General features: G+C 67.5%; 18 protein-coding genes. 13 read left to right on the top strand and 5 right to left on the bottom strand.

All coding sequences use genetic code 11. From position 1 onward, the window contains the following. Positions 1 to 57: 57 nt before the first annotated feature. Together ACTRWB_RS17175 and ACTRWB_RS17180 are read right to left on the bottom strand one after the other, a co-directional pair. Positions 58 to 249: a Flp family type IVb pilin gene (locus ACTRWB_RS17175; protein WP_048251875.1), complete on the bottom strand. Its 192-nt coding sequence runs from the start codon at positions 247 to 249 to the stop codon at positions 58 to 60. Between the two features lie 99 nt (positions 250 to 348). Further along, positions 349 to 675: a hypothetical protein gene (locus ACTRWB_RS17180; RefSeq protein WP_446902611.1), complete on the bottom strand. Its 327-nt coding sequence runs from the start codon at positions 673 to 675 to the stop codon at positions 349 to 351. Between the two features lie 625 nt (positions 676 to 1,300). Between ACTRWB_RS17180 and ACTRWB_RS17185 the strand changes: the two genes are divergently transcribed. From ACTRWB_RS17185 to ACTRWB_RS17210, 6 genes are all read left to right on the top strand, one after another. Next, on the top strand, positions 1,301 to 2,536 hold the full coding sequence (locus ACTRWB_RS17185; protein ID WP_446902612.1) for a glycosyltransferase family 87 protein: 1,236 nt from the start codon (positions 1,301 to 1,303) through the stop codon (positions 2,534 to 2,536). Continuing rightward, positions 2,536 to 3,915 (top strand): glycosyltransferase family 87 protein, encoded by a 1,380-nt coding sequence (locus tag ACTRWB_RS17190; protein WP_446902613.1) that lies wholly within the window; start codon positions 2,536 to 2,538, stop codon positions 3,913 to 3,915. Before ACTRWB_RS17185 ends, ACTRWB_RS17190 begins: the two co-directional genes overlap by 1 nt. Positions 3,916 to 3,940: 25 nt before the next feature. After that, the gene (locus tag ACTRWB_RS17195; RefSeq protein WP_446902614.1) at positions 3,941 to 4,984 is read left to right on the top strand and encodes a glycosyltransferase family 2 protein; all 1,044 of its coding nucleotides are present in this window, start codon (positions 3,941 to 3,943) and stop codon (positions 4,982 to 4,984) included. Positions 4,985 to 5,000: 16 nt separating this feature from the next. After that, positions 5,001 to 5,384 (top strand): GtrA family protein, encoded by a 384-nt coding sequence (locus ACTRWB_RS17200; RefSeq protein ID WP_446902615.1) that lies wholly within the window; start codon positions 5,001 to 5,003, stop codon positions 5,382 to 5,384. Between the two features lie 317 nt (positions 5,385 to 5,701). Continuing rightward, positions 5,702 to 6,205, top strand: a complete 504-nt coding sequence (locus ACTRWB_RS17205; protein ID WP_048251869.1) for an inclusion body family protein — start codon at positions 5,702 to 5,704, stop codon at positions 6,203 to 6,205. A 65-nt stretch (positions 6,206 to 6,270) separates the two neighbouring features. After that, complete coding sequence (locus tag ACTRWB_RS17210; protein WP_419690467.1) at positions 6,271 to 7,161, top strand: AidA/PixA family protein; 891 nt, start codon at positions 6,271 to 6,273, stop codon at positions 7,159 to 7,161. Between the two features lie 22 nt (positions 7,162 to 7,183). On the opposite strand, the gene ACTRWB_RS17215 is transcribed toward ACTRWB_RS17210, so the two are convergent. Beyond that, positions 7,184 to 8,122 carry an ABC transporter substrate-binding protein gene (locus tag ACTRWB_RS17215; RefSeq protein WP_419690468.1) on the bottom strand — a complete coding sequence of 313 codons (939 nt, stop codon included), beginning with the start codon at positions 8,120 to 8,122 and terminating at the stop codon, positions 7,184 to 7,186. Between the two features lie 103 nt (positions 8,123 to 8,225). Next, complete coding sequence (locus tag ACTRWB_RS17220; protein ID WP_446902616.1) at positions 8,226 to 9,347, bottom strand: TauD/TfdA family dioxygenase; 1,122 nt, start codon at positions 9,345 to 9,347, stop codon at positions 8,226 to 8,228. Positions 9,348 to 9,802: 455 nt separating this feature from the next. On the opposite strand from ACTRWB_RS17220, the gene ACTRWB_RS17225 reads away from it, so the two are divergent. Next, the gene (locus ACTRWB_RS17225) at positions 9,803 to 11,236 is read left to right on the top strand and encodes an MFS transporter (protein ID WP_446902617.1); all 1,434 of its coding nucleotides are present in this window, start codon (positions 9,803 to 9,805) and stop codon (positions 11,234 to 11,236) included. A gap of 52 nt (positions 11,237 to 11,288) precedes the next feature. Next, positions 11,289 to 12,557 (top strand): ATP-grasp domain-containing protein, encoded by a 1,269-nt coding sequence (locus ACTRWB_RS17230; protein ID WP_446902618.1) that lies wholly within the window; start codon positions 11,289 to 11,291, stop codon positions 12,555 to 12,557. A gap of 27 nt (positions 12,558 to 12,584) precedes the next feature. Here ACTRWB_RS17230 and ACTRWB_RS17235 read toward each other — a convergent pair whose 3' ends face one another. Continuing rightward, positions 12,585 to 13,460, bottom strand: a complete 876-nt coding sequence (locus tag ACTRWB_RS17235) for a LysR family transcriptional regulator (RefSeq protein WP_446902619.1) — start codon at positions 13,458 to 13,460, stop codon at positions 12,585 to 12,587. A 167-nt stretch (positions 13,461 to 13,627) separates the two neighbouring features. On the opposite strand from ACTRWB_RS17235, the gene ACTRWB_RS17240 reads away from it, so the two are divergent. The 5 genes from ACTRWB_RS17240 to ACTRWB_RS17260 all read left to right on the top strand — a co-directional run bounded on the left by ACTRWB_RS17240 (position 13,628) and on the right by ACTRWB_RS17260 (position 20,237). Further along, complete coding sequence (locus tag ACTRWB_RS17240; RefSeq protein ID WP_446902620.1) at positions 13,628 to 14,572, top strand: hypothetical protein; 945 nt, start codon at positions 13,628 to 13,630, stop codon at positions 14,570 to 14,572. Positions 14,573 to 14,621: 49 nt separating this feature from the next. Next, on the top strand, positions 14,622 to 15,839 hold the full coding sequence (locus ACTRWB_RS17245) for an ATP-grasp domain-containing protein (protein WP_446902621.1): 1,218 nt from the start codon (positions 14,622 to 14,624) through the stop codon (positions 15,837 to 15,839). Positions 15,840 to 15,917: 78 nt separating this feature from the next. Further along, a complete protein-coding gene (locus ACTRWB_RS17250; protein WP_446902622.1) occupies positions 15,918 to 17,621 on the top strand; it encodes a hypothetical protein in 1,704 nt (567 codons plus the stop codon). A 36-nt stretch (positions 17,622 to 17,657) separates the two neighbouring features. Next, positions 17,658 to 18,866 (top strand): aminotransferase class I/II-fold pyridoxal phosphate-dependent enzyme, encoded by a 1,209-nt coding sequence (locus ACTRWB_RS17255; RefSeq protein ID WP_446902623.1) that lies wholly within the window; start codon positions 17,658 to 17,660, stop codon positions 18,864 to 18,866. Positions 18,867 to 18,878: 12 nt separating this feature from the next. After that, positions 18,879 to 20,237 carry an NtaA/DmoA family FMN-dependent monooxygenase gene (locus ACTRWB_RS17260; RefSeq protein ID WP_446902624.1) on the top strand — a complete coding sequence of 453 codons (1,359 nt, stop codon included), beginning with the start codon at positions 18,879 to 18,881 and terminating at the stop codon, positions 20,235 to 20,237. The last annotated feature ends 109 nt before the right edge of the window (positions 20,238 to 20,346 follow it).

The raw sequence follows: 20,346 nt of genomic DNA on the forward strand, positions 1-20,346 counted from the left end.
GTTGATGCCGTATGGTGGCGACGAACGATTCGGCTGAGTCGCTCGTCGTGCCGCCCATCAGATGCCTGCTACTACAGAGTCCAGATCAGCCGCAACCGTGCTGAACACGGTCTTGAGATCCGTACCGATCGTCGTCAACGCGACGACGATTCCGATCGCGATCAGCGCGGCGATCAGGCCATATTCGATGGCCGTCACACCTTCCTGATCCTGGATGAACCACGCGATCTTTTCGATGACTCTTGACATGAGTAATCTCCTTTCGGACTGCTATTAAATTCCCTTCGTCGGGCACGACGTCGGGGACGGGGGCACCACCGGCACTACAAGAAAATCGGAACGCGACGCTCAGCTGCGAAGACAGGGATGCGCACACCTGTCCGTTCGAACGGATTGCAGCGAGAGGAAACGCAGGAGATGCGCAACCGGTTCGATCAGCCGGATGAAGCCAGCGAGCCGATCGGCCGGAACGGCGTCATTGCCGTTCGATGCGCGGAATTCAATTGAACGGGAGACACACTCCCGGCGATGCTGCAGATCGATTTTGTCGCGGTCTGCGAGCCGCGATGTGCTGTGGTCTTTCATTTTTATACCCCGTGTGCTGCCATGCCGATTTTTATTGCCCTGACGATACCGGGTCTCATTGGCCGGCCGACGATGGTTCTCGCGGTTCATCGACCTGGAGCTGCGTGTTTCCCCGATGCGCTCCGGCCTTCCTTTCCGCGGGTGATTGTCGAGTCGGTTCCGTCTGTCTTTTTTCAGAACCGCCCGGTCATCACGTCGTCGACTGCCGTGCCAACGCTTACGCAAAGAGCGGACCACCTCGAGCGGAATCGAGGCCCATCAACGGTTGCGGCGATCCCCATGCTCCCCGGCCGGTGACGCGACACGCAAAATGTTTCAGATTTGATATATGCGTTCCGGCGAACGCGACACGCCGGGATACGCGTCGCCGCGCTGCGCAAAGGGTCCAAATTTTTTTCTCGGGACTTTCCCGAACGCGGGAAGCCGGTCGTGTTTCGCGGGATCGGCGGCGTGCCACACCGACGAAAATCGCCAAATGTTTCAGGCCGGATACATAAATTCCGGCCGTGTCGATTTCTCATACCTGAAAACGCGGTTTTCAAGCGACTCACCGGCATATCGACATGCCGGGTTTCCGTGCGTGGTTTGCGTCGTGCGATTTTTTCTCCAACAATGCATTCACCGGACAACGCCATTCAGAGCGATTCGATCCGGCGGCACGACAACATGAAACAGCCGCGACAGACCAAGCGGCTTCAACCACATACGGGGCATCATGCACACAGCCAATCGTGGGACGCGCGATCGCGCCATACACCGGGCTCAATGGCTGACAGCAGACCGGATCATTCCGTACAGCTGCATCATGCTGATGCTCTTCGCGTCGTTGCTGATCGTCTGGGGCATCGTGACCGACGGCTTCACCTCGAACGCCACCGCTCGCCCCGGCATCGACTTCTCGGTCTTCTGGACCGCATCGCATCTCGTGTTGCAAGGCCACGCGGCATCGGCCTACGACCCTTCGTCATTCTTGCAGGCCGAGTTCGCGCACTTCGGTGCGTATCTGCAGCACCGGCCGCTTCCCTGGCTCTATCCGCCGACGATGTTGCTGTTCATCGCGCCGGTTGCCCTCGTGCCTTTCCTGCCCGCATATTTCCTCTTTTTCGCGGGCAGTCTTTTATGCTACGCGTTCGCCGTCTCGCGGTTGTCGGGATTGCGCGCGCATCTTCCCGTGCCGCGTGCGGCGGCGCTCGTCGTGCTCGGGTATTCGGCGGTGTGCATGTCCGCGCTGTTCGGCCAGAACAGCATCCTGACCGCCGGCCTCGCGGCACTCGCGCTGCATCTGCTCGGCAAGCGCCCGATCCTGGCCGGCGTATTGATCGGACTGCTCGCGATCAAGCCGCAGCTGGCCGTGGTGTTCCCGTTCGTGCTGATCGCGGCGCGTGCGTGGCGCACCTTCGCGGCGGCGGCGATCAGCGCAACGCTGTTCGCGGCGGCCGGCGTCGCACTGGCCGGCCCCGCCGCGCTGCACGGGTTGAGCCATGCGATGTCGACGGTCCGCGACCAGCATTTCATGCTCGCGTCGTACTGGCTCGCATCGCCGACGCCGTTCGCCGCGTTGCGGCTCGCGGGCGCGCCGGTCGCGGTCGCGCTGGCCGCGCAAGCGGCGATCGCCGTGCTCGCACTGACGGCCGCGGTCGACGTGTGGCGCCGCACGCGCGACATGCGCCTGCGCGGCGCGGCGCTGGCGATCGCCACGCTGCTGACGACGCCGTATCTGTGGAACTACGAACTGACGTGGCTCGGCATCGCGATCTTCTGCCTGCTCGCCTACGGTCTCGACGAAGGCTGGTTGCCCGGCGACCAGGGCATTCTCCTGCTCGCGTGGCTGCTGCCGATCTTCGAGATGCTGAACCGGCTGATGAAGCTGCCGCAGATCGGGCCGCTCGTGCTGCTCGCGGTGCTGTTCGTCGTCGTGCGCCGCACGGCGCTCGCGTCGCGGAGCGCATGATGAAGGCGCCCTCGTTCGCGCGCCACGCGCATCCGGCCGTCGACGTGCATCCGGAACTCCCGATCGCGGGCCCGCGCCGCTACCCGCACTGGCTCAATCGCGATCGCGTGCGTCTCTATGCGGCCGGCGTGCTGCTGGCCGAACTGCTGTTCATCGGCATCTACGTGATCCGCGTGGCCCTGTCACACCACGGCGCGCTGGAGCCGCTGTCGCAGGATTTCTCGCCGATCTGGAGCGCCGCGTGGCTCGCCGCGCACGGGCACGGCGCCGATGCATGGCACTTCCCCGCGCTGTTCGCGGTCCAGAAGCTCGCGCTCCCGACGATGACGCTCGCGGACGGCACACTGCCGTGGCTCTATCCGCCCACGATGCTGCTGCTCGTGCTGCCGCTCGGCTGGCTGCCGTACACGCTGGCGCTCGTCCTGTGGCTCGGCGTCACGTATGCGCTGTTCGCCGCGACGATTCGCGCAACCGTGCAGCGCGATGCCGCGTGGCTGTGCGCGCTCGCCTTCCCCGGCGCGTTCCTCACCGTGATCGTCGGGCAGACCAGCCTCTTCACCGCGCTGCTCGCGGGCATCGGCTTGCTCGTGCTGAACCGCCGCCCCGTGTGCGCCGGGATCTGCTTCGGCTTGCTGACGATGAAGCCGCAGCTCGCGGTGCTGTTCCCGCTCGCGCTGCTGTGCGCGGGCCAATGGCGCGCGCTGGCCGCGTGGACCGCGACGATCGCCGGCAGCGCCGCGCTCGCGACGCTCGCGTTCGGCGTCGGCCCGTGGGTCTCGTTCGCGCATGTGATCGGCAACGTGTATGCGATCGTCGGCACCGGTCACGCGAAGCTCGCACGCATGCCGACCGTGTTCGCGCTCGCGACGATGGCCGGCTGGCCCGCGCTCGTCGCGCGCAGCCTGCAGCTGCTGTCGGCCGCGGCCGCCGTCTTCGCCGTCGTCTACGCGTGGCGCGGTGCATGTTCGTACGCGCTGCGCGCCGCGACCCTCGCGTGCGCATGCCTGCTCGTCAGCCCTTACCTGTACGACTATGACCTGACGTGGTACGGCATCGTGATCGCGTGGTACGCGCGTTATGCGTGGACGCACGGCTGGCGGCGCTTCGATCGCGAATGGCTGATGCTGATGTGGCCGATGCCGCTCGCGGGCCTGGCAGTCGTGCCGCATCTGTCGTTCCAGTTCATGCCGCTCGTCACGCTGGCGTCGCTCGCGCTGCTCGTCAGCCGGATCGCCCAGGAACGACACGACGTGCCGACGATACCGGACGCACGCGACTACTCGACCGAGACCGGGTTCGCGCATCCGGTCCGACCGCACCACCGCACGGCGTACGGAATGCGCCGCGCCGGCCGCCCGACCTTCGGCGCGGACCGGTGAAGCGACATCACAAAGGGGAATCATCATGCGGGAACCACACTACACACCGCTCATTTCGCTGGTCGTGCCGTTCTATAACGAAGGCGAGGCCGTCGAGCACTTCTTCGACGTCGTGATTCCGTTGCTGACGGCCATCGAGTCGATCCGCTTCGAGATCGTCTGCGTGAACGACGGCAGCCGCGACGACACGCTCGAACGCCTGATCCGGATCGGCACCGCCGAACGGCGCGTGCGCGTCATCGATCTCACCCGCAACTTCGGCAAGGAAGCGGCGCTGACGGCCGGCCTCGACGAAGCCGCCGGCGACGCGGTGATCCCGCTCGACGCCGACCTGCAGGACCCGCCGAGCCTGATTCCGGTGATGATCGAACACTGGCGCGACGGCGCGGAGGTCGTCGCGGCGAAGCGCAGCAACCGCGCCTGCGATTCGTTCGCGAAGCGCACCGCCGCCGCGATCTACTACCGCGTGCACAACCTGCTGTCGGACGTGAAGCTGCCGGAGAACGTCGGCGATTTCCGGCTGATGGACCGCAAGGTCGTGAACGCGCTGCGCAGCCTGCCCGAGCGGCACCGCTTCATGAAGGGGCTGTTCGCGTGGGTCGGCTACCGCACCGTGATCGTCGAATACCAGCGCGATCCGCGCAGCGCCGGACACTCGAAGTTCTCCGGCTGGAAGCTGTGGAATTTCGCGCTGGAGGGGATCACCAGCTTCAGCACCGTGCCGCTGCGCAGCTGGACCTACATCGGCGTCGGCATCGCCGCGCTCGCGTTCCTGTACGGCGCGTTCATCGTCTTGCGCACGCTGCTGTTCGGCAATCCGGTGCTCGGTTACGCGTCGCTGATCTCGATCACGCTGTTCATCGGCGGCATCGAGCTGATCGGCATCGGCGTGGTCGGCGAATATATCGGGCGGATCTACGACGAGTCGAAACAACGGCCCGTGTACCTGATCCGCCGCCGCTACCAGGCGCATGCCAAGGTGATCGAGCTCCCGGTCGCGCGCGATGCGCGCCGCCAGATCGCACGCCGGCGCGTACAGCCGATCCGCGCGCGGATCGACGGACGCTGAACGCGTGCAGACGGCCATGATCGACCTGCTCTATGCCGAACGCACGAGGCTCGTGCGCTTCGGCTTGTCGGGGCTGTTCTCGACCGCGATCCACACGCTGGTCGCATCGGCGATGTTCGAGATGTGCGATGCGACGCTGGTGGCCGCGAATGCGGTCGCGTTCCTGTGCGCCACGGCGTTCTCGTATCTCGCGAATACGCTGTGGAGCTTCTCGTCGACGGTGCGCACGCGCAACGCGCTGCGCTTTCTCGCGGTCACGCTGGCCGGCTTCCTCGAAACGCTGTTGCTCGCGCGCGTCGCAGAAGCGTTCGACGTGTCGCGCGGGATGAGCATCGTCGTGATCGCGCTGCTCGTTCCGCCGACGACGTTCGTGCTGCATCGGCTCTGGACCTACCGTTAAGCGGACTGTCGCCGGCCGTCCCGCCTCTTTTCCCATTTCAGAAAAATAATCGATCAATCAATTAACAGATTCAATGCCGTGATATTTATGTCACGCATCGATTCGATTGATTCCGATATTAAAATTACCGTCTGAAATTATTTTAACGACCCTGTTTACTTTCACAGCTTCCAGAATGAATCGAACGGGATAACCTGCATTCGCCGTCGCGCCCGTACGTGCCCCAATCAGCGTGGAGCCTTGCGGGACAAGGCGATGGCCGCTGCACGAAGAAATTCGCGCAACAATTAGTCCCATTCATTCAAACGGGAGCTTCTATGTCACGCGTCACTGATGTGCTCGTTTCTTTCGACACCGAAACCATTCTCAAGAAATATCCGAATCCCAGCAAGAATCCGGCCGCGCCGACGCTGATCGACTGGCGTTATGTCTATATGGTGACCAACCAGGACAACGTCATCTCCGGGCAGGCGGGCGGCGAACTCGACCTGAAGGCGCAGGTCGGCGACCTGATCCGCTGGCGTGAAACGAGCCTGTCGCTGGGCTTCGAGAACCAGGTGGTGTTCTACAAGTTCATCGGCAACGTCGGCAACGAACTGATCTCGACGCCGACGCCGCGGGTCGCGGAAGCGTCGATTCCGGTGCCGAACACCAGCAAGCCGGAAGTGCCGACGTGCCAGAAGGTCGCGAACTACTACTGGTCGTCGGAATGCCTGAAGGTCGGCCGCGTGACCTACCACTTCCAGTTCCAGATCATCGATCGCAACTGCCAGAGCCAGGGCTGCTTCTCGTGGGATCCGTTCATCTCGATCCATAACTGATCGCGGCAGGCGGGCGGCCGCGCGGCGGTCGCCCGTGTCGTTTCCTTGTTGCGGAGGAAGTGTTCATGTCTGGTCTTCGTTGCGATGTGCTCGCGATCGTCGATGCCGTCACGCTGCTGTCGACCTACCCCGATGCGAGCCGGGATGCCGCTGCACCGACCGTGATCGACGGCCGGCACATCTACGTGTTGAGCCCGGGCGATGCCGGGCAGCTCGGCCACAACGACAACCGGCTCTTTGCCGGCCTCGCGCCGGGTGACGCGCTGCACCTGCGCGAAACCGCGCTGGCGCTGCGTGCCGAGTTGAGCGTGCTGTTCGTCCGGTTCGCGTTGAAGGATGCGGGCATCGTCGCGCCGATCGAAGCGGAAGTGCGCAACGCCACCGCGCCGGTACCGGATGGCGACGACCTGCTCAATCCATCGTGCCGGCCGATGAAAGACCATTTCTGGCGCAGCGAGGTGCTGGCCGCCGGCACCACCACGTGTACGGCCGATTTCGCCGTGCTCGATCGCGACGGCGCCGTGTCGGGTTATTTCCGCTGGGAAACGTCGATCGAGATCGCCGGCAGCCAGCCGGATACGAAGCAACCGGATTTCAAGCCGTCGTCCGACCGGAACGGCAACTTCAACCTGCCGCCGAATACCGCGTTCAAGGCGCTCTTCTACGCGAATGCCGCCGACCGGCAGGATCTGAAACTGTTCATCGACGATGCGCCGGAACCGGCCGCCTCGTTCGTCGGCAACAGCGACGACGGCGTCAGGCTGTTCACGCTGAATTCGCAAGGCGGCAAGATCCGGATCGATGCATCGGCCAACGGCAGGAAGTCCGCGACCGATGCGCGCCTCGCGCCGCTGTCCGCGGGCGACACGGTGTGGCTCGGCTGGCTCGGGTCCGAGGACGGCGCCGACAGCGACTTCAACGACGGGATCGTCATCCTGCAGTGGCCGATCACCTGATCGCACGTTCACTGCATCACGCTCAGGTGCGCGGCAGCCCCGGCGGATTGGTCTGCGACTTGTCGATCGCCTCGGCGTCGAGACTCCAGCGGCCGAGCACCTTGCGATAGCTGCCGTTCGCGATCAGCGCATTGATCGCGATCGTCAGCGGATCGGCAAGGCCGCTGCCCTTGCGTGTCGTGATCGCGATATCCGCGGTGCGCGGCCAGCCGCCGCTCACGGTGCCGATCAGCTTCGCATCGCCGCGCAGCGACGCCTGGTACGCGAGCATCGAATTCACGCTGAAGATCGTGTCGACGCGGCCCGACTGCAGCGCGACCCAGCGCTCCGCCGCATCGGCGTAATACTGGATCTCGACCGGCGCGAGGCCGCGTGCGACGTTCTGCCGGTTCCATTCGAGCAGGATCTTTTCCTGGTTCGTCCCCGAGTCGGTTACTACGCGCAGCCCTGCGACGTCCTTCGGCTCACGGATCGCGGCGATCCGGCTGTTGTTCTTCACATAGAAACCGAGCTGATCCCGCCGGTAGGTCGAGAAGTCGAACTTCTCCTTGCGCTGCTCGGTGACCGTCACGTTCGAGATCACCGCGTCGACCTTGCCCGACTGCAGCGCGAGCGGCCAGTCGGCCCACGCGAGCGGCACGATCTTCAGCTTGCGGCCGACGCTGTCTGCAATGAGCTGCGCGAGATCGGGATCGAAGCCGACCACCGTGCGCGCATCGGTCGCATACGTGCTGAGCGGCGGCAGGTTCGGCGCGATGCCGATCGTCAGCGTATTCGTTTCGGCAAACTTGAAGCCGCCCGGCAACGCCTGTTCGACTACCGGGTTCACGGTGCCGCGCTGCCGGCCCGGCTGCTCGGGGCTCAGGTCGAACGTCGCGGCCTGTGCGGCGACGCTGCCGCCAAGCAAGACGGCGGCCAGCACACGCACGACGCGCGCCACGGGAAATGCTGTTCTTCTCATGTTGTCGGGGTTCCTTCCGGTTCGTTGATGCATTGGCCGAACGCGGGCGGGGGCCGGACGATGGTCAGCGCAGGTCGCCGCCCCCTCCGCGTTCGCGGCCCGCTCATGCTGGCGTGGCTTCGAGTTCGGCCGCGGCCGCGCGCTGCGGCACCGGTTGCGCGACGGGTATCGGGCGCTGCTGCGCCGGCGACTCGCCCGCATACAGCGCTTTCGGATCGAATACGCGCGCCTGCAGCGGCGTGAATGCGCGGAAATTCCACAGGCTGCGTGCGACGAACACGCGCTGCACCCAGCGAAACGCGCGATCGTTCTCGTCGTATTGCGGATCGAAGCGGTCGCGCGAATGCAGCGTGAAATGGTTGTTGATCAGCACCAGCTTGCCCGGCGACACCTGGACGCCGAACGACACCTCGCGCACCGCGCGATACAGGTTGGCCAGTGCCTCCTGCGCACGCGTGTTGACCGCCAGCACCATGTCCGGATAAAACGCGACCGTCACGCGCGGCGCATCGAGCGGCCCCGACAGCACGGCGCTCAGGTCGGTGTTGTCGCGCGGCGTCGGCGCCGCGCCGCGCCACCGGTACGGCACGCGGATGATGTAGTGCTCGCCGTAGAGCAGCGCGATATCGTCCGGCGACAGCAGTTGCAGCGCGCGGCGCGCATCGGCGAGCCGCGTGTACGGGCCGCCGCCGGCTTCGCTGCGCACGCCGAGCAGCAGCAACGCGAACGGCGACGTGTCGCCTTCGGGCATGTGGGCCTGCGCGGCGTTCTCGATATGGAAATCGAGCTCGACCTCCGAGCCGAGGCCCGTATAGTCGCGCGCGGTCGCCTTGTGCGGCGTGAGGTTGTTCACGAGCTCGCGGCCTTCGTGCGCGATCGAATACGGCTCGCCGGCCAGCGTGCTCAGGGCGACCAGCACGTTCTCGCTCAGCACGCCGGCCTTGAACGAGCGACCGGTTTCCTCGAACCTCGGGCTGCCCTGCACATCGTCGTCGATCGGCAGGTTGTCGATCTCGATCGAGCCGTGCGCGTCCGCGGTCGGTGCCTTCGCGCAGTCGAATGCGTCGACGACCCGGTCCGGAAAGGCGTTGTAGGCGAGCTTGCGTACTGCGCTGATGTAGCCGGCGCCGCCGGCCGGGTCGTAGGCCAGCGCGCCGAGCGTCTTCCGGATGTGACCGGATTCCGCTGCCGTCAAAACGATGCGTTCATCTGCGAGATAGGTCATAGGTCTCTCGTATAAAGAATCTTGGGTCGAAGAGCGGTTAGGCACCACCGCCGCGCCGTGCCGTCCTCGGTGCGCAGCGCTCGACAAGACTAGGAGACCTCTGTTGCGTTGCGAAATGATATTAAATCGATTGCTAACAAAAATAATCGATATAAGTTCAGCAACACGGCCGGCGTCAGGCCGCATCGATCGTGCCGGCCTTTAACACGAATACTTGTTAAAAAATCGCTGCTTATTATTTGTATTCGCCAGCGGGTCGATGCTAGTTTTCTGTCGGATTCGACGATGCGGTCGGCCCTCGACGGGCGGCCGGCTCCCTTCATCCGCCATACGGAAACCCGCCAGATGAACCGATACCGCTTGCCGCGCTGCGCCTTCGGAACCGACGTGCCGTTGCCGGCATGCGGCCTCTCGTGCCACGCGCACCACTCGCCCCAAGCAGCCCGGGAATCGCGATGAGCGAGCAGGCTCCGGCGCTCGACAGCGCGCTCACCGCGGCCGCGCCGCCGCACCGCACGTCGCTGCGCGCGATCTTCCCGACGGTTGCAGCCGCGAGCCTCGGCTTCGCGATCGTCCAGCTCGACGTGACCGTCGTCAACGTCGCGATTCCGAGCCTCGGTCATTCATTCGGATCGAGTGTCCACGGGCTGCAGTGGATCGTCGACGCGTACACGCTGTCGTTCGCCGCGCTGCTGCTGACGTCCGGCACGCTTGCCGACCGCTTCGGCAGCCGCCGGCTGTTTGCGTACGGCCTCGCGCTGTTCCTGCTCGCGTCGCTCGGCTGCGCGCTCGCGCCGTCGCTGGCGGCACTGATCGCCGCGCGTGTCGCGCAGGGTGTCGGCGCCGCGATGATCCTGCCCACGTCGCTCGCGCTCATCACCCACGCTTGCGCGAACGATGCCGCCGCGCGTGTAAAAGCCGTCGCATGGTGGAGCGCGACGGGCGGCGCGATCAGCGCGGCCGGGCCGACGCTCGGCGGCCTGCTGATCGATTCGCTCGGCTGGCGCGCGATCTTCTTCATCAACCTGCCGATCTGCGCGCTCGGGCTGTGGTTCACGCTGCGCCACGTGCAGGATTCGGCCGCCGCGCGCACGCGGCTGTTCGACCCGGCCGGCCAGATCGTCGCGGTGCTCGTGCTCGGGCTGCTGACGGGCGGGATCATCCGGGCCGGCGCGCACGGGCCGGGCGACCCGTATGCGGCCGGCGCGCTGGCCGCGTCGGTCGGGCTCGGCGCGCTGTTCGTCGCGATCGAGCGGCGCGTGGCTGCGCCGATGCTGCAGCTTGCGTTCTTCCGGATCGCACGCGTGCCGGGCACGCTCGCGATCGGCGCGGTCACGAACGCCGCGTTCTACGGGCTGATCTTCTCGCTGAGCCTCTATTTCCAGAACGCGCGCGGCTTCACCGCGACCGAATCGGGGCTCGCGCTCGCGCCGCTCACGATCATCATGCTCGCCAATATCGCCAGTGCGCGCCTCGCCGTCCGGTACGGATTCCGCGCGACCGTCATCATCGGCCTCGCCGTGTCGCTCGCCGGTTACGTGTGGCTGTGGCAGACGCTCACCGCGCACACGCCGTATGCGCTGCTAGCGCCGGGGCTCGCGGCGATGGCAATCGGCGGCGGCATCGCGATTCCCGCGCTGACGTCGACGATGCTCGGCAGCGTCGAGGCCGGCCGCTCGGGCACCGCGTCCGCGATCCTCAATACCGCGCGCCAGGTCGGCGCCGCCGTCGGCGTTGCGGCGCTCGGCGCGCTGGTCGCGGGCCAGGGCGCGGCGATCGTGGCCGGCGCGGCGCACGCGTTCGCCGTCGCGGCCGTCCTCGTCGCTGTCTGCATCGTGCTGGCCGCGCGCTGGCCGGGCGATGCGCCGAACGCCGGCACGCGGGCCTGAGCACGCGACACCCGCCCCCCTTCAACCGATCCCACAGCCGAGCGAGGAATCCATGCAGCATCGTTTCATCGATACCGTCCTGATCGTCGACGGCGCGTCGACCGCCGCCTACCTGGCGCCCGCGTTTCGCGCGTACGGCATCCGTTGCGCGCACGTGATCAGCGATCCCGATTTGCCGGAAATCTACTGGAACCAGTTCGTTCCATCCGACTATATCCGCCAAGTCCAGCATCGCGGCGACATCGACGCGACGCTCGCGCAACTGAGCGACCTGCGGATCGGCGCGGTGCTGCACGGCCTGGACGCGGCGCTGGAGCTGGCCGACACGCTGGCCGAGCGGCTCGACGTGCCGTATCGCAACAACCTCACGACGTCGGCCGCGCGGCGCGACAAGTTCGTGATGAACGAGCGCATTCGCCAGGCCGGCCTGCGCGCGCCGGCGCACTTCCACAGCACGTCGGTCGACGAAGCGCTCGAATGGGCCCGCGCGCACGGCACGCTGCCGCTCGTGGTGAAACCGGCGCGCAGCGCGGGCGTGGCCGGCGTGAAGATCTGCCGGACGCTCGCGCAGGTCGAAGAGGCTGCACGCGACGTGCTGGCCACCCGTTCGCTGTACAACCAGCCGAACGACGACATCGTGATCCAGAGTTATTCCGAGGGGCAGGAATACATCGTCGATTCGGTGTCGTTCGAAGGCCGCCATCGGGTGGTCAGCCTGTGGGAAGTGCACCGCGACCGCACGCACGCGCCGCGCCTCGACAAGATGCTGGTGCTGAACCACGCCGACCCGCGCTACGCGCCGCTGCTCGATTACGCGGCTGACGTGCTCGACGCGCTCGACGTGCGCTACGGGCCGACCCATCTCGAGCTGTTCGATACCGCCGACGGCCCGACGATCGTCGAGCTGAACGCGCGACTGCACGGCAGCCTCGATCCGCGGCTGACCAGCGCGGTCAGCGGCGAGAATCACGTGTCGGCCGCCGTCGAAGCCGTGCTGCATCCGGAGCGGCTGTTCGGCGAAACCGCCACGCCGACGGATTTTCGCGGCTACTGCGGGCACGTGCTGCTGCTGTCGTCGCGCAACGGCGTGCTCGCGCAGGACTTCACGTGGCAGGCGATCCAGGCGCTGCCGTCGTTCGTCGGGCTCAAGCAATGGATCAAGGTGGGCGACACGCTGCGCGTGACCACCGACCTGAAGACGGCGCTCGGCACGGTCGGCCTCTACAGCCCGACGTTCGAGCGGCTGCTCGAGGATTGCCGGCGCATCCGCGAAATCGAGGCCGATTTCTTCGCGGATGAACGCGCGGTCGCGCCGGCGTAGCGTAGCGGGCGTTGCCGGCGCGGTTGACTATCGCGCGAGCACCGCCCCCGCCTGCCGGCCCAGCACCGCGCGCAATGCGTCGAGTTCGGGCAGCGCGGGCGCTTCTTCGGGCGTGACGAGATAGGTCGTCACGCTGTCGAGATCGTCGAACGCGTGCGCGCGCAGCTCCTTGCGCGCCACGTGCTCGGTCGTGATCCGCTTCGGCAGGATCGCGACGCCCATGCCGGCCGCCACGCATCCGAGGATCGCGCCGAAGGTGCCGAACGACGCCACCGATTCGATCGCGAAACCGCGCGCCTTCAGCCAGTGCTCGGCGACCGCGCGATACGGGCAGCCGTCGTGAAACGCCAGCAGCCGCACCGTGTTGTCGGCCAGCACTTGCCGGCGCGTGACCGTGGCCGCGCTCACCAGCACCATCTCCTCGGCGAACGCGGGTTCGTAGCGCAGCCCGGGCCGGACGACCGCGCGCGCGGTGAGCGCCGCGTCGATCCGGCCGCGCAGCAGCGCATCGGCCAGTTCCGGCTCGCTGCCGATCTGCACCACGAGGCCGAGCGCCGGATCACGTTCCTTCAAAGCGGCGGCAAGCGCCGGCAACCGCGTGGCCGCCGTGCTTTCCATCGACCCGAGCCGGAAGCTGCGCGCGACCGGCGTCTCGCGCACCACCTGCGTCGCTTCGTCGACGAGACGCAGGATGCGGTCGCAATACGGGATCAGCCGGCGCCCGGCATCGTTCAGCACCAGCCGCTTGCCGTGCCGGTCGAACAGCGGCGCGTCGAGCGACTCTTCGAGCTGGCGCAGCCGCGCGGTCACGTTCGACTGCGTGCAGCCCAGCCGTTCGGCTGCGCGCAACGCGCTGCCTTCCTGCACGACGGCCCGGAAGGTTTCGAGCAGAGGTATGTTCATATCACTTTCTCTTGTTACCGATTCAGTTTATATCATTTTACTTCGCACATCATCAGGACTAGCCTAGGCAACATTCGATGCTGGCCGGCCCTATTCCGAGGAATCCGCATGCCATCCGTTGTCTGCACTGGTTTCACGTCCGCTTGCCGCCATCCCGAGGCTCGCCCGTGCGCGCGCTGATCGCCGCGACGGTGCGGCGCGGCCCGACCGTGCTCGCATGCGGCGTCGGCCTCGGGCTGCTGGTTCCACCGCTCGCGGCTCTCGCGCGGCCGCTGATGCCCGTCACCGTGTTCCTGTTCGTGCTCGGCACGCTGCTGCGCGTCGAGCCCAGCGCCGTGCGCGCGGTCGCGCGGCGGCCGGCCGTGTCGCTGCTGCTGCCCGCCGCGACGATGATCGCGTGCCCGGTCGCGCTCGGCATCGCCGCGCGGCTCGCCGGCCTGCCGTACGACTGGGTCGTCGCGCTGGTGATCGCGTATTGCGCGCCGCCGTCGAGCGGCACGTCGACGATCGCGCGGATGCTGTCGCTCGACGCGAGCGTCGCGCTCGTCGCGACCCTTGCGTCGATGGTGTTCGTCCCGCTCACCGCGCCGCTGCTGACGGCCTGGTTCAGCCACGATGCGGCCGTGGCGATCTCGCCTGTGAGCCTCGCATTGCGGCTCGCGCTGCTGATCGGCAGCGCCGAGGGCGTCGCGCTACTTGTACGGCGGTTTGCGGGTGCCCGGCTCGATCGTTATGCAACGCCCATCGACGCGATCGTCGTCGTCGCGCTGCTGGTGTTCGCGCTCGGCACGATGGCCGGCATGCAGCAATCGATCATCGATGCGCCGCACCGCGCATTGACCGCGATCGCGCTGGCGTTCACCGTCAACGCGGGTTTCCAGATCATCGCGTACGGGCTCACGCCCGGCGACGTCCGCACGCGGCTCAATGTCGCGCTGATCGTCGCCAATCGCAACGTCGGCCTGATGTGGGCCGCGCTCGGGCTCGCCGCGACACCGACCATGGCGCTCGTGTTCACGTGCGCGCAGTTGCCGATCTATACGCTGCCGCGCGTGGTGCAACACCTGCTGCCGCGCCTCGAAGCGCAACGCCTGCGCCGGCGTGCGCGTTAGCCGGCGCGTGAAGCGGCGCCATTCTTCCGTCCTCGATCAAGGATCCAGCATGAAGCGACTCATCGTGATCGGCGCCCGCGCCACCGGCAGCAGCGTAGCCCTCGTGCGCGCCGCGCTCGCGCGGCAGGTGGCCGTGACTGTCATCACCGCGCCCGGCCATCGTCTCGACGGCGTGTTTCCCGACGGCGTCGAGACCGTCAACCTCGCGCCCGACGCCGGCCAGCTTGCCGGCTGGCTGCGTACGCGCTTCGCCGGCGAGCTCGACACGCTGCGCGTGACGACCGCGCACGACACCTATGCGCGCACCGCCGCGTGGGTCGCCGACGCGCTCGGCCTGCCCGGCCCCGATGCGCGGCACGTCGCGCACGCCGTGTCGAAGTCGAACCAGAAAGCGTTGCTCGCCGCGCACGGCATCCCGGCCGCGCAATTCGTCTCGGGCACGCTGGCCGCGCCGGCGGCACTCGCGGCCGCGGCCGACCCGTTGCGCTTTCCGGTCGTCGTCAAGCCGTCGGAAGGCTCGGCGAGCGACGGCGTGCGGCGCTGCGAGGATATCGACGAAGTCCGCGCGCAACTCGACGCGCTCGCCGCCGCGCAAGCCGATACGCCGTCGCTCGCGACCGAGCGTGTCGTCATCGAGGAATTCCTGAGCGGCAGCGAATACTGCGTCGAGTTTTTCGACGGTCGTTATGTCGGTGCGCTGCGCAAGCTGAAGCGCCATGGCGCGGGCTTTCTCGAACGCGGTTATACGTCCGAACTCGATCTCGACGCCGACACGCTGCGCGCGCTGATCGACGTCGGCACGCGCGCGACCGCGGCCGCCGGGCTCACGTGGGGGCCCGTGCACCTGGACTGCATCGTGCACGACGGCGTGCCGCATGTGATCGAACTGAATCCGCGCATCGCGGGCAGCTTCATCTGCGACATCGTGCGCGACGGTTATGGCTTCAACGTGGTCGACGCGTTGCTCGACAAGCTCGCCGGCCACCCGGTGGCGATCCCCGATCTGTTCGAGCCGCACGCGTATGCCCGCGCCGAATTCCTGCTCGACAGCGATCCCGGCGCATGGCGTTTCGCGCAGTCCGGCGAGATCAACGACGGCGCGGTCACGATCAGCTACGGGCCGCAAGTGCTGCCCGATCGCGAACGGCGCGCATTTCTGTATGTGCGTGTCGCGCTGCCGGCCGCGCATCGTGTGCACGGGACACCCGCGCATCCTGGTGCGTCGACCCATGGCGACCCCGTCGCGCGGCCGACCGTTTCCGGCTGACGTCGCAACCCACCTTCGACACGACCGGCGCCGCCGCGCGCCGATCGATTTCCCGACCCGTCCCCGCCTTCCTTCACCATGACGACGCTTTTTACTGCCGTGTATCCGCGCACGCTGCGCACGTTGACCGACCGCTTCACGGCCGGCACCGCGACCCGCATCGAGGCCTGGCTGTTCGAAGACGAAGCAGCGCGCCGCGATGCCGAACGCACGCTCGCCGCGCGCGGCATCGACGCGGTGTTGCGCAGCGCGTACAAGCCGCTGCTGCATTTCTTCATCGAGGAATTCGCGCCGCCGCGCACCGGCCGGATCGTGGTCCGCACGCCCGCGGGCGCACACCAGCGGTTCCGGCTCGAAGCGTATCCGCTCGCGGGCTGGCTCGCGCCGCTCGAATTCGCGTTCGAGCCCGGCGACGATCCCGCGCACTATGTCGTCGAAACCGACGGGGCAACGCATCGCATCTTCGCGCCCAATGACACGACCGCGTCGCCGTGCGGCTGGTTGCGCGCGTGGCACGGCGACACGCTGATCGAGGACGCGCCGCTCGTCACCGAATTCGAGGCCGCCGCCACCGCGACGCTGGACGCGCTGCGCGCGCATCCGTGGCCGGACAACGCGCCGTTCTTCGACATCCTGCGGATCGCGATCGCCACGGCGGGTATCGAGCGTACGCTGCCGTATGGCGAGGAACTCGTCAGCACGCTCGAAGCCTGGACCGAGGACGCCTATTACGGCGCGGCCGAATTCTTCCACGCGCACGCGGGCCGCGACGCGTCCGACCGTACGCTGCAGTCCGGCCAGATCGTGCCCGAGATCGTTCGCACGCAAGGCGATACGACGCTGCGCATCACGCTTGAAACACATGTCCGCGCGGATACGGCGGAAACCGAAGCCGCCTCGCGCGACACGCTCGCGTCGCCAGCTGCACTCGCGGCAGTCGACCGGCCGCTGTCGCCACCCGACGTCGCCCGCGCGCTCGACGCGCTGCCGGGCGAGCGGTTCGCCGTCACCTCTCACCAGGGCCGCGGCGTAAACGGCATATACGTGCGGGGCGCAATGCCCGGGCTCGTCGTCACCGCCGGCCAGCATGCGAATGAACCGTCGGGCGTCGTCGGCGCGCTGCGGGCCGCCCACGCGCTCAACACACGCGCGGATGCGCACTACGCGCTCGTGCCGCTCGAGAATCCGGACGGCGCCGCGCTGCATCATCACCTGCGCGCCACGCATCCGACGCACCTGTCCCATGCCGCGCGTTTCACCGCGCTCGGCGACGACCTCGAAGCCCGCACGCAACCGCCGTTCGGCGAGAAAGCCGCCCGCCTCGACGCGATCGAACGCACCGGCGCGCGGCTGCACCTGAGCCTGCACGGCTACCCCGCGCACGAATGGACGCGGCCGCGCAGCGGCTACATCCCGCGCGGCAGCGAACTCTGGTCGATTCCGAAGGGTTTCTTCCTGATCCTGCGGCACCACGCGGGCCACGACGGGCGGCCGTTCCTCGATGCGCTGACCCACGCGCTGTCGCAATCGGACGAACTCGTGGCGTTCAACGAACGGCAACTCCATGCATGGCACGCGCACGCGGGCGACCTGCCGTTCCCGCGCATCAACGGCATTCCGTGTCACGTGCTCGAGGATCACCGCTCGACCGTGCCGTTCACGCTCATCACCGAGTTTCCCGACGAAACCATCGAGGGCGACGCGTTCCGGCTGGCCCATACGACGCAAACGCGCGCGGTCGAGCTGGCCGCCGGCCTGTACTGGGCCGGCCTGCTCGGCTGACGCGCACGCGCCCCTTCATCACACCGGAGACCCGGCATGGAACAGCGGAATCGCCACACCAATCTGCAGAAGGTCGTCGCGCGCTCGCACGGCGAATGGGACGATGCGCAGCGCATCGGTCTCGCCGGCATCAACGCGACCGTGTCCGGCCGCAATCGGTTGCACGACGCGCACGGCCGGCAGTTCGCGCATTTCTGCACGACCTCCTATCTGGGCCTCGACTACGACGAGCGCATCCTCGAAGGCGCGATGAGCGCGTTGCGCGCGACGCGCACGCTGCGGATCGCCAACTCGCGCAACCGCTGCAAGCTCGCGATCCTCGACCGTTACGAGCAGGCGCTCGGCGCGCACTTCGGCGCGACGGCCAGCGTGGCGCTGTCGTGCAGCGCCGCGAGCACCGGCATGCTGCCGCTGATGGCGGCCGGCCTGCTGAGCGACGGCGTGCGGCCGGTGATGGCCTTCGACCGTTTCGCGCATTACTCGATGAACCACGCGAAACCCGCGTGCGCCGACGAAACCGACGTGCTGACCATCGCGCACAACGACCTCGATCATCTGGAGTCGCTGTGCCGCCAGCACCGGCAGGTCGCCTACATCGCCGATTCGTTCTACAGCATGGGCGGCGTGTCGCCGGTCGCCGACGTGATCGCGTTGCAGCAGAAGTACGGGATGCTGGTGTATTACGACGATTCCCACGCGCTGAGTGCGATCGGCCCGCTCGGCCGCGGGCTGGTGCATGCAGTGCTGGGCGACTTGCCCGAACGCGTGTTCGTCGTCGCGTCGCTCGCCAAGGCATTCGGTGCGAGCGGCGGCGTGCTGCTGTATCGCGACGCCGGCACGCGCAACCTGATCGATCGTTACGGCGGCCCCGCCAACTGGTCGCAGAGCCTGAATGCGGCCGCGATCGGCGCCGGCCTCGCGTCGCTCGACATCCATCAGTCACCGGAGCTGCCCGCGTTGCAGGCGCGGCTGCAGCACAACCTGCGCCGCTTCGACGCCGCGCTCGCGACCGCTCAGCACGGCAGCGCGTCACCGATCCGGCTGCTCCGCTGCGGCGATGCCGAATTCGCGAACCGGATGGCCGCCACGCTGCTCGAGCGCGGTTTTCTCACGTCGCCGGTGTTCTTTCCCGTGGTGCCGCAGGACAGCCCGGCCGTACGCGTCACGCTCCGCGCGGACATGACCGACGACGAGCTCGACGCATTCTGCGCGAGCGTCGACGCGCTCACGCCGATCTGCGCGTGACGGACGGCACGGATGCGCAAGCCGATCCGCTTCAACGCGTTCCTGCTGAACAGCCCGACCCACCTCGCGCCCGGGATGTGGACGCATCGCGACGACCGCTCGCGCGACTATCTCGACATGGCGCACTGGCTCGCGCTCGGCCGCCTGCTGGAAGCTGCCCGCTTCGACGCGATTTTCTTCGCCGACGTGCTCGGCCCCCACGCGGCGCACGGCGACGGCCTCGCGCGATCGATCGAATCGGCCGCGCAACTGCCCGTCAACGATCCGCTCCCGGTGATCGCCGGCCTCTCCACCGTTACCGAGAACCTGTGCTTCGGCTTCACGTCGTCGGTGTTTGCCGAGCATCCGTACGTGTTCGCGCGCCGCATCTCGACGCTGGACCACCTGACGCGCGGCCGCGTGGCCTGGAACATCGTCACGTCCTACCTGCCCGGCGCGCTCGACAGCCTCGGCCGCCCCGAGCTGGCCGATCACGACCTGCGCTACGACTACGCCGACGAATACCTGTCGGTCTGCTACCAGTTATGGGAAGGCAGCTGGCGCGACGACGCGGTGCTGCGCGACGCGGCCGCCGGTCGTTATGCCGATGCCGCCCGCGTGCGGGCCGTCGCGCATGCGGGCCGGCACTTCAACGTGTCCGGCATCCACCTGAGCGAACCGTCGCCGCAACGCACGCCGCTGCTGTTCCAGGCCGGTGCGTCGCCGCGCGGCATCCGCTTTTGCGCGCAGCACGCCGAATGCGCGTTCGTGGTGGCCCATTCACCGGAACGGCTCGCGCAGCTCGTCGACGCGATCCGCGACCGCACCGAACAGGCGGGCCGGCCGCGCGATGCGGTCCGCATCTATGCGCAGGCGGCGATCGTCGTTGCCGAAACCGACGCGCTCGCCGCCGCGACGCTCGCCGATTACCGCCGGCACGTCGATCGCGACGCCGTGCGGGCGCTGCTGTCCGGCTGGCTCGGCATCGACTTCGCCGCACTCGATGGCGCGGCGCCGTTGACGACGTTCGACAACCGCGCGATCCAGTCGCTCGCGACCCAGTTCGCGCAGGCCGACGGGTCCGGCTGGACCGTCGATCGCGTGATCGACTGGGCCGGCCTCGGCGGTCTCGGCCCGGTGCTGTCCGGCAGTCCGCGCACGGTCGCCGATGCGCTCGAACACTGGTTCGACGCGACCGGCATCGACGGGCTCAATGTCCCGTACCTGACGCTGCCGGATTCCTACCGGCAGATCGCCAGCCTGCTCGTTCCCGAACTGACGCGCCGCCAGCGCTACCCGGCCGCCTATGCGCCGGGGTCGTTCCGGGAAAAGCTGTTCGGTGCCGCCGCGCGGGTGCCGGACAATCATGCTGCAGCGCGTTACAGATGGTGATCGCCTGATCCGGCGGGCTGGCTGGCCGCCCGTTCCGCGCTGAAGCGTAGCGAGCCAATACCGGCGCGAATGTCGCCTTGCGCGGCAAAAATATACAATCGACGCGATG

Source organism: Burkholderia sp. YIM B11467 (assembly GCF_052952715.1).

Excerpts from the sequence above, each read along its gene's own strand:
- ACTRWB_RS17180 (WP_446902611.1), bottom strand. The coding sequence starts at position 675 with ATGAACCGCGAGAACCATCGTCGGCCGGCCAATGAGACCCGGTATCGT.
- ACTRWB_RS17220 (WP_446902616.1), bottom strand. The coding sequence starts at position 9,347 with ATGACCTATCTCGCAGATGAACGCATCGTTTTGACGGCAGCGGAATCC.
- ACTRWB_RS17225 (WP_446902617.1), top strand. The coding sequence starts at position 9,803 with ATGAGCGAGCAGGCTCCGGCGCTCGACAGCGCGCTCACCGCGGCCGCG.
- ACTRWB_RS17200 (WP_446902615.1), top strand. The coding sequence starts at position 5,001 with ATGATCGACCTGCTCTATGCCGAACGCACGAGGCTCGTGCGCTTCGGC.
- ACTRWB_RS17215 (WP_419690468.1), bottom strand. The coding sequence starts at position 8,122 with ATGAGAAGAACAGCATTTCCCGTGGCGCGCGTCGTGCGTGTGCTGGCC.
- ACTRWB_RS17235 (WP_446902619.1), bottom strand. The coding sequence starts at position 13,460 with ATGAACATACCTCTGCTCGAAACCTTCCGGGCCGTCGTGCAGGAAGGC.
- ACTRWB_RS17175 (WP_048251875.1), bottom strand. The coding sequence starts at position 249 with ATGTCAAGAGTCATCGAAAAGATCGCGTGGTTCATCCAGGATCAGGAA.
- ACTRWB_RS17205 (WP_048251869.1), top strand. The coding sequence starts at position 5,702 with ATGTCACGCGTCACTGATGTGCTCGTTTCTTTCGACACCGAAACCATT.
- ACTRWB_RS17245 (WP_446902621.1), top strand. The coding sequence starts at position 14,622 with ATGAAGCGACTCATCGTGATCGGCGCCCGCGCCACCGGCAGCAGCGTA.
- ACTRWB_RS17255 (WP_446902623.1), top strand. The coding sequence starts at position 17,658 with ATGGAACAGCGGAATCGCCACACCAATCTGCAGAAGGTCGTCGCGCGC.
- ACTRWB_RS17190 (WP_446902613.1), top strand. The coding sequence starts at position 2,536 with ATGAAGGCGCCCTCGTTCGCGCGCCACGCGCATCCGGCCGTCGACGTG.
- ACTRWB_RS17250 (WP_446902622.1), top strand. The coding sequence starts at position 15,918 with ATGACGACGCTTTTTACTGCCGTGTATCCGCGCACGCTGCGCACGTTG.
- ACTRWB_RS17185 (WP_446902612.1), top strand. The coding sequence starts at position 1,301 with ATGCACACAGCCAATCGTGGGACGCGCGATCGCGCCATACACCGGGCT.
- ACTRWB_RS17210 (WP_419690467.1), top strand. The coding sequence starts at position 6,271 with ATGTCTGGTCTTCGTTGCGATGTGCTCGCGATCGTCGATGCCGTCACG.
- ACTRWB_RS17195 (WP_446902614.1), top strand. The coding sequence starts at position 3,941 with ATGCGGGAACCACACTACACACCGCTCATTTCGCTGGTCGTGCCGTTC.
- ACTRWB_RS17260 (WP_446902624.1), top strand. The coding sequence starts at position 18,879 with ATGCGCAAGCCGATCCGCTTCAACGCGTTCCTGCTGAACAGCCCGACC.
- ACTRWB_RS17230 (WP_446902618.1), top strand. The coding sequence starts at position 11,289 with ATGCAGCATCGTTTCATCGATACCGTCCTGATCGTCGACGGCGCGTCG.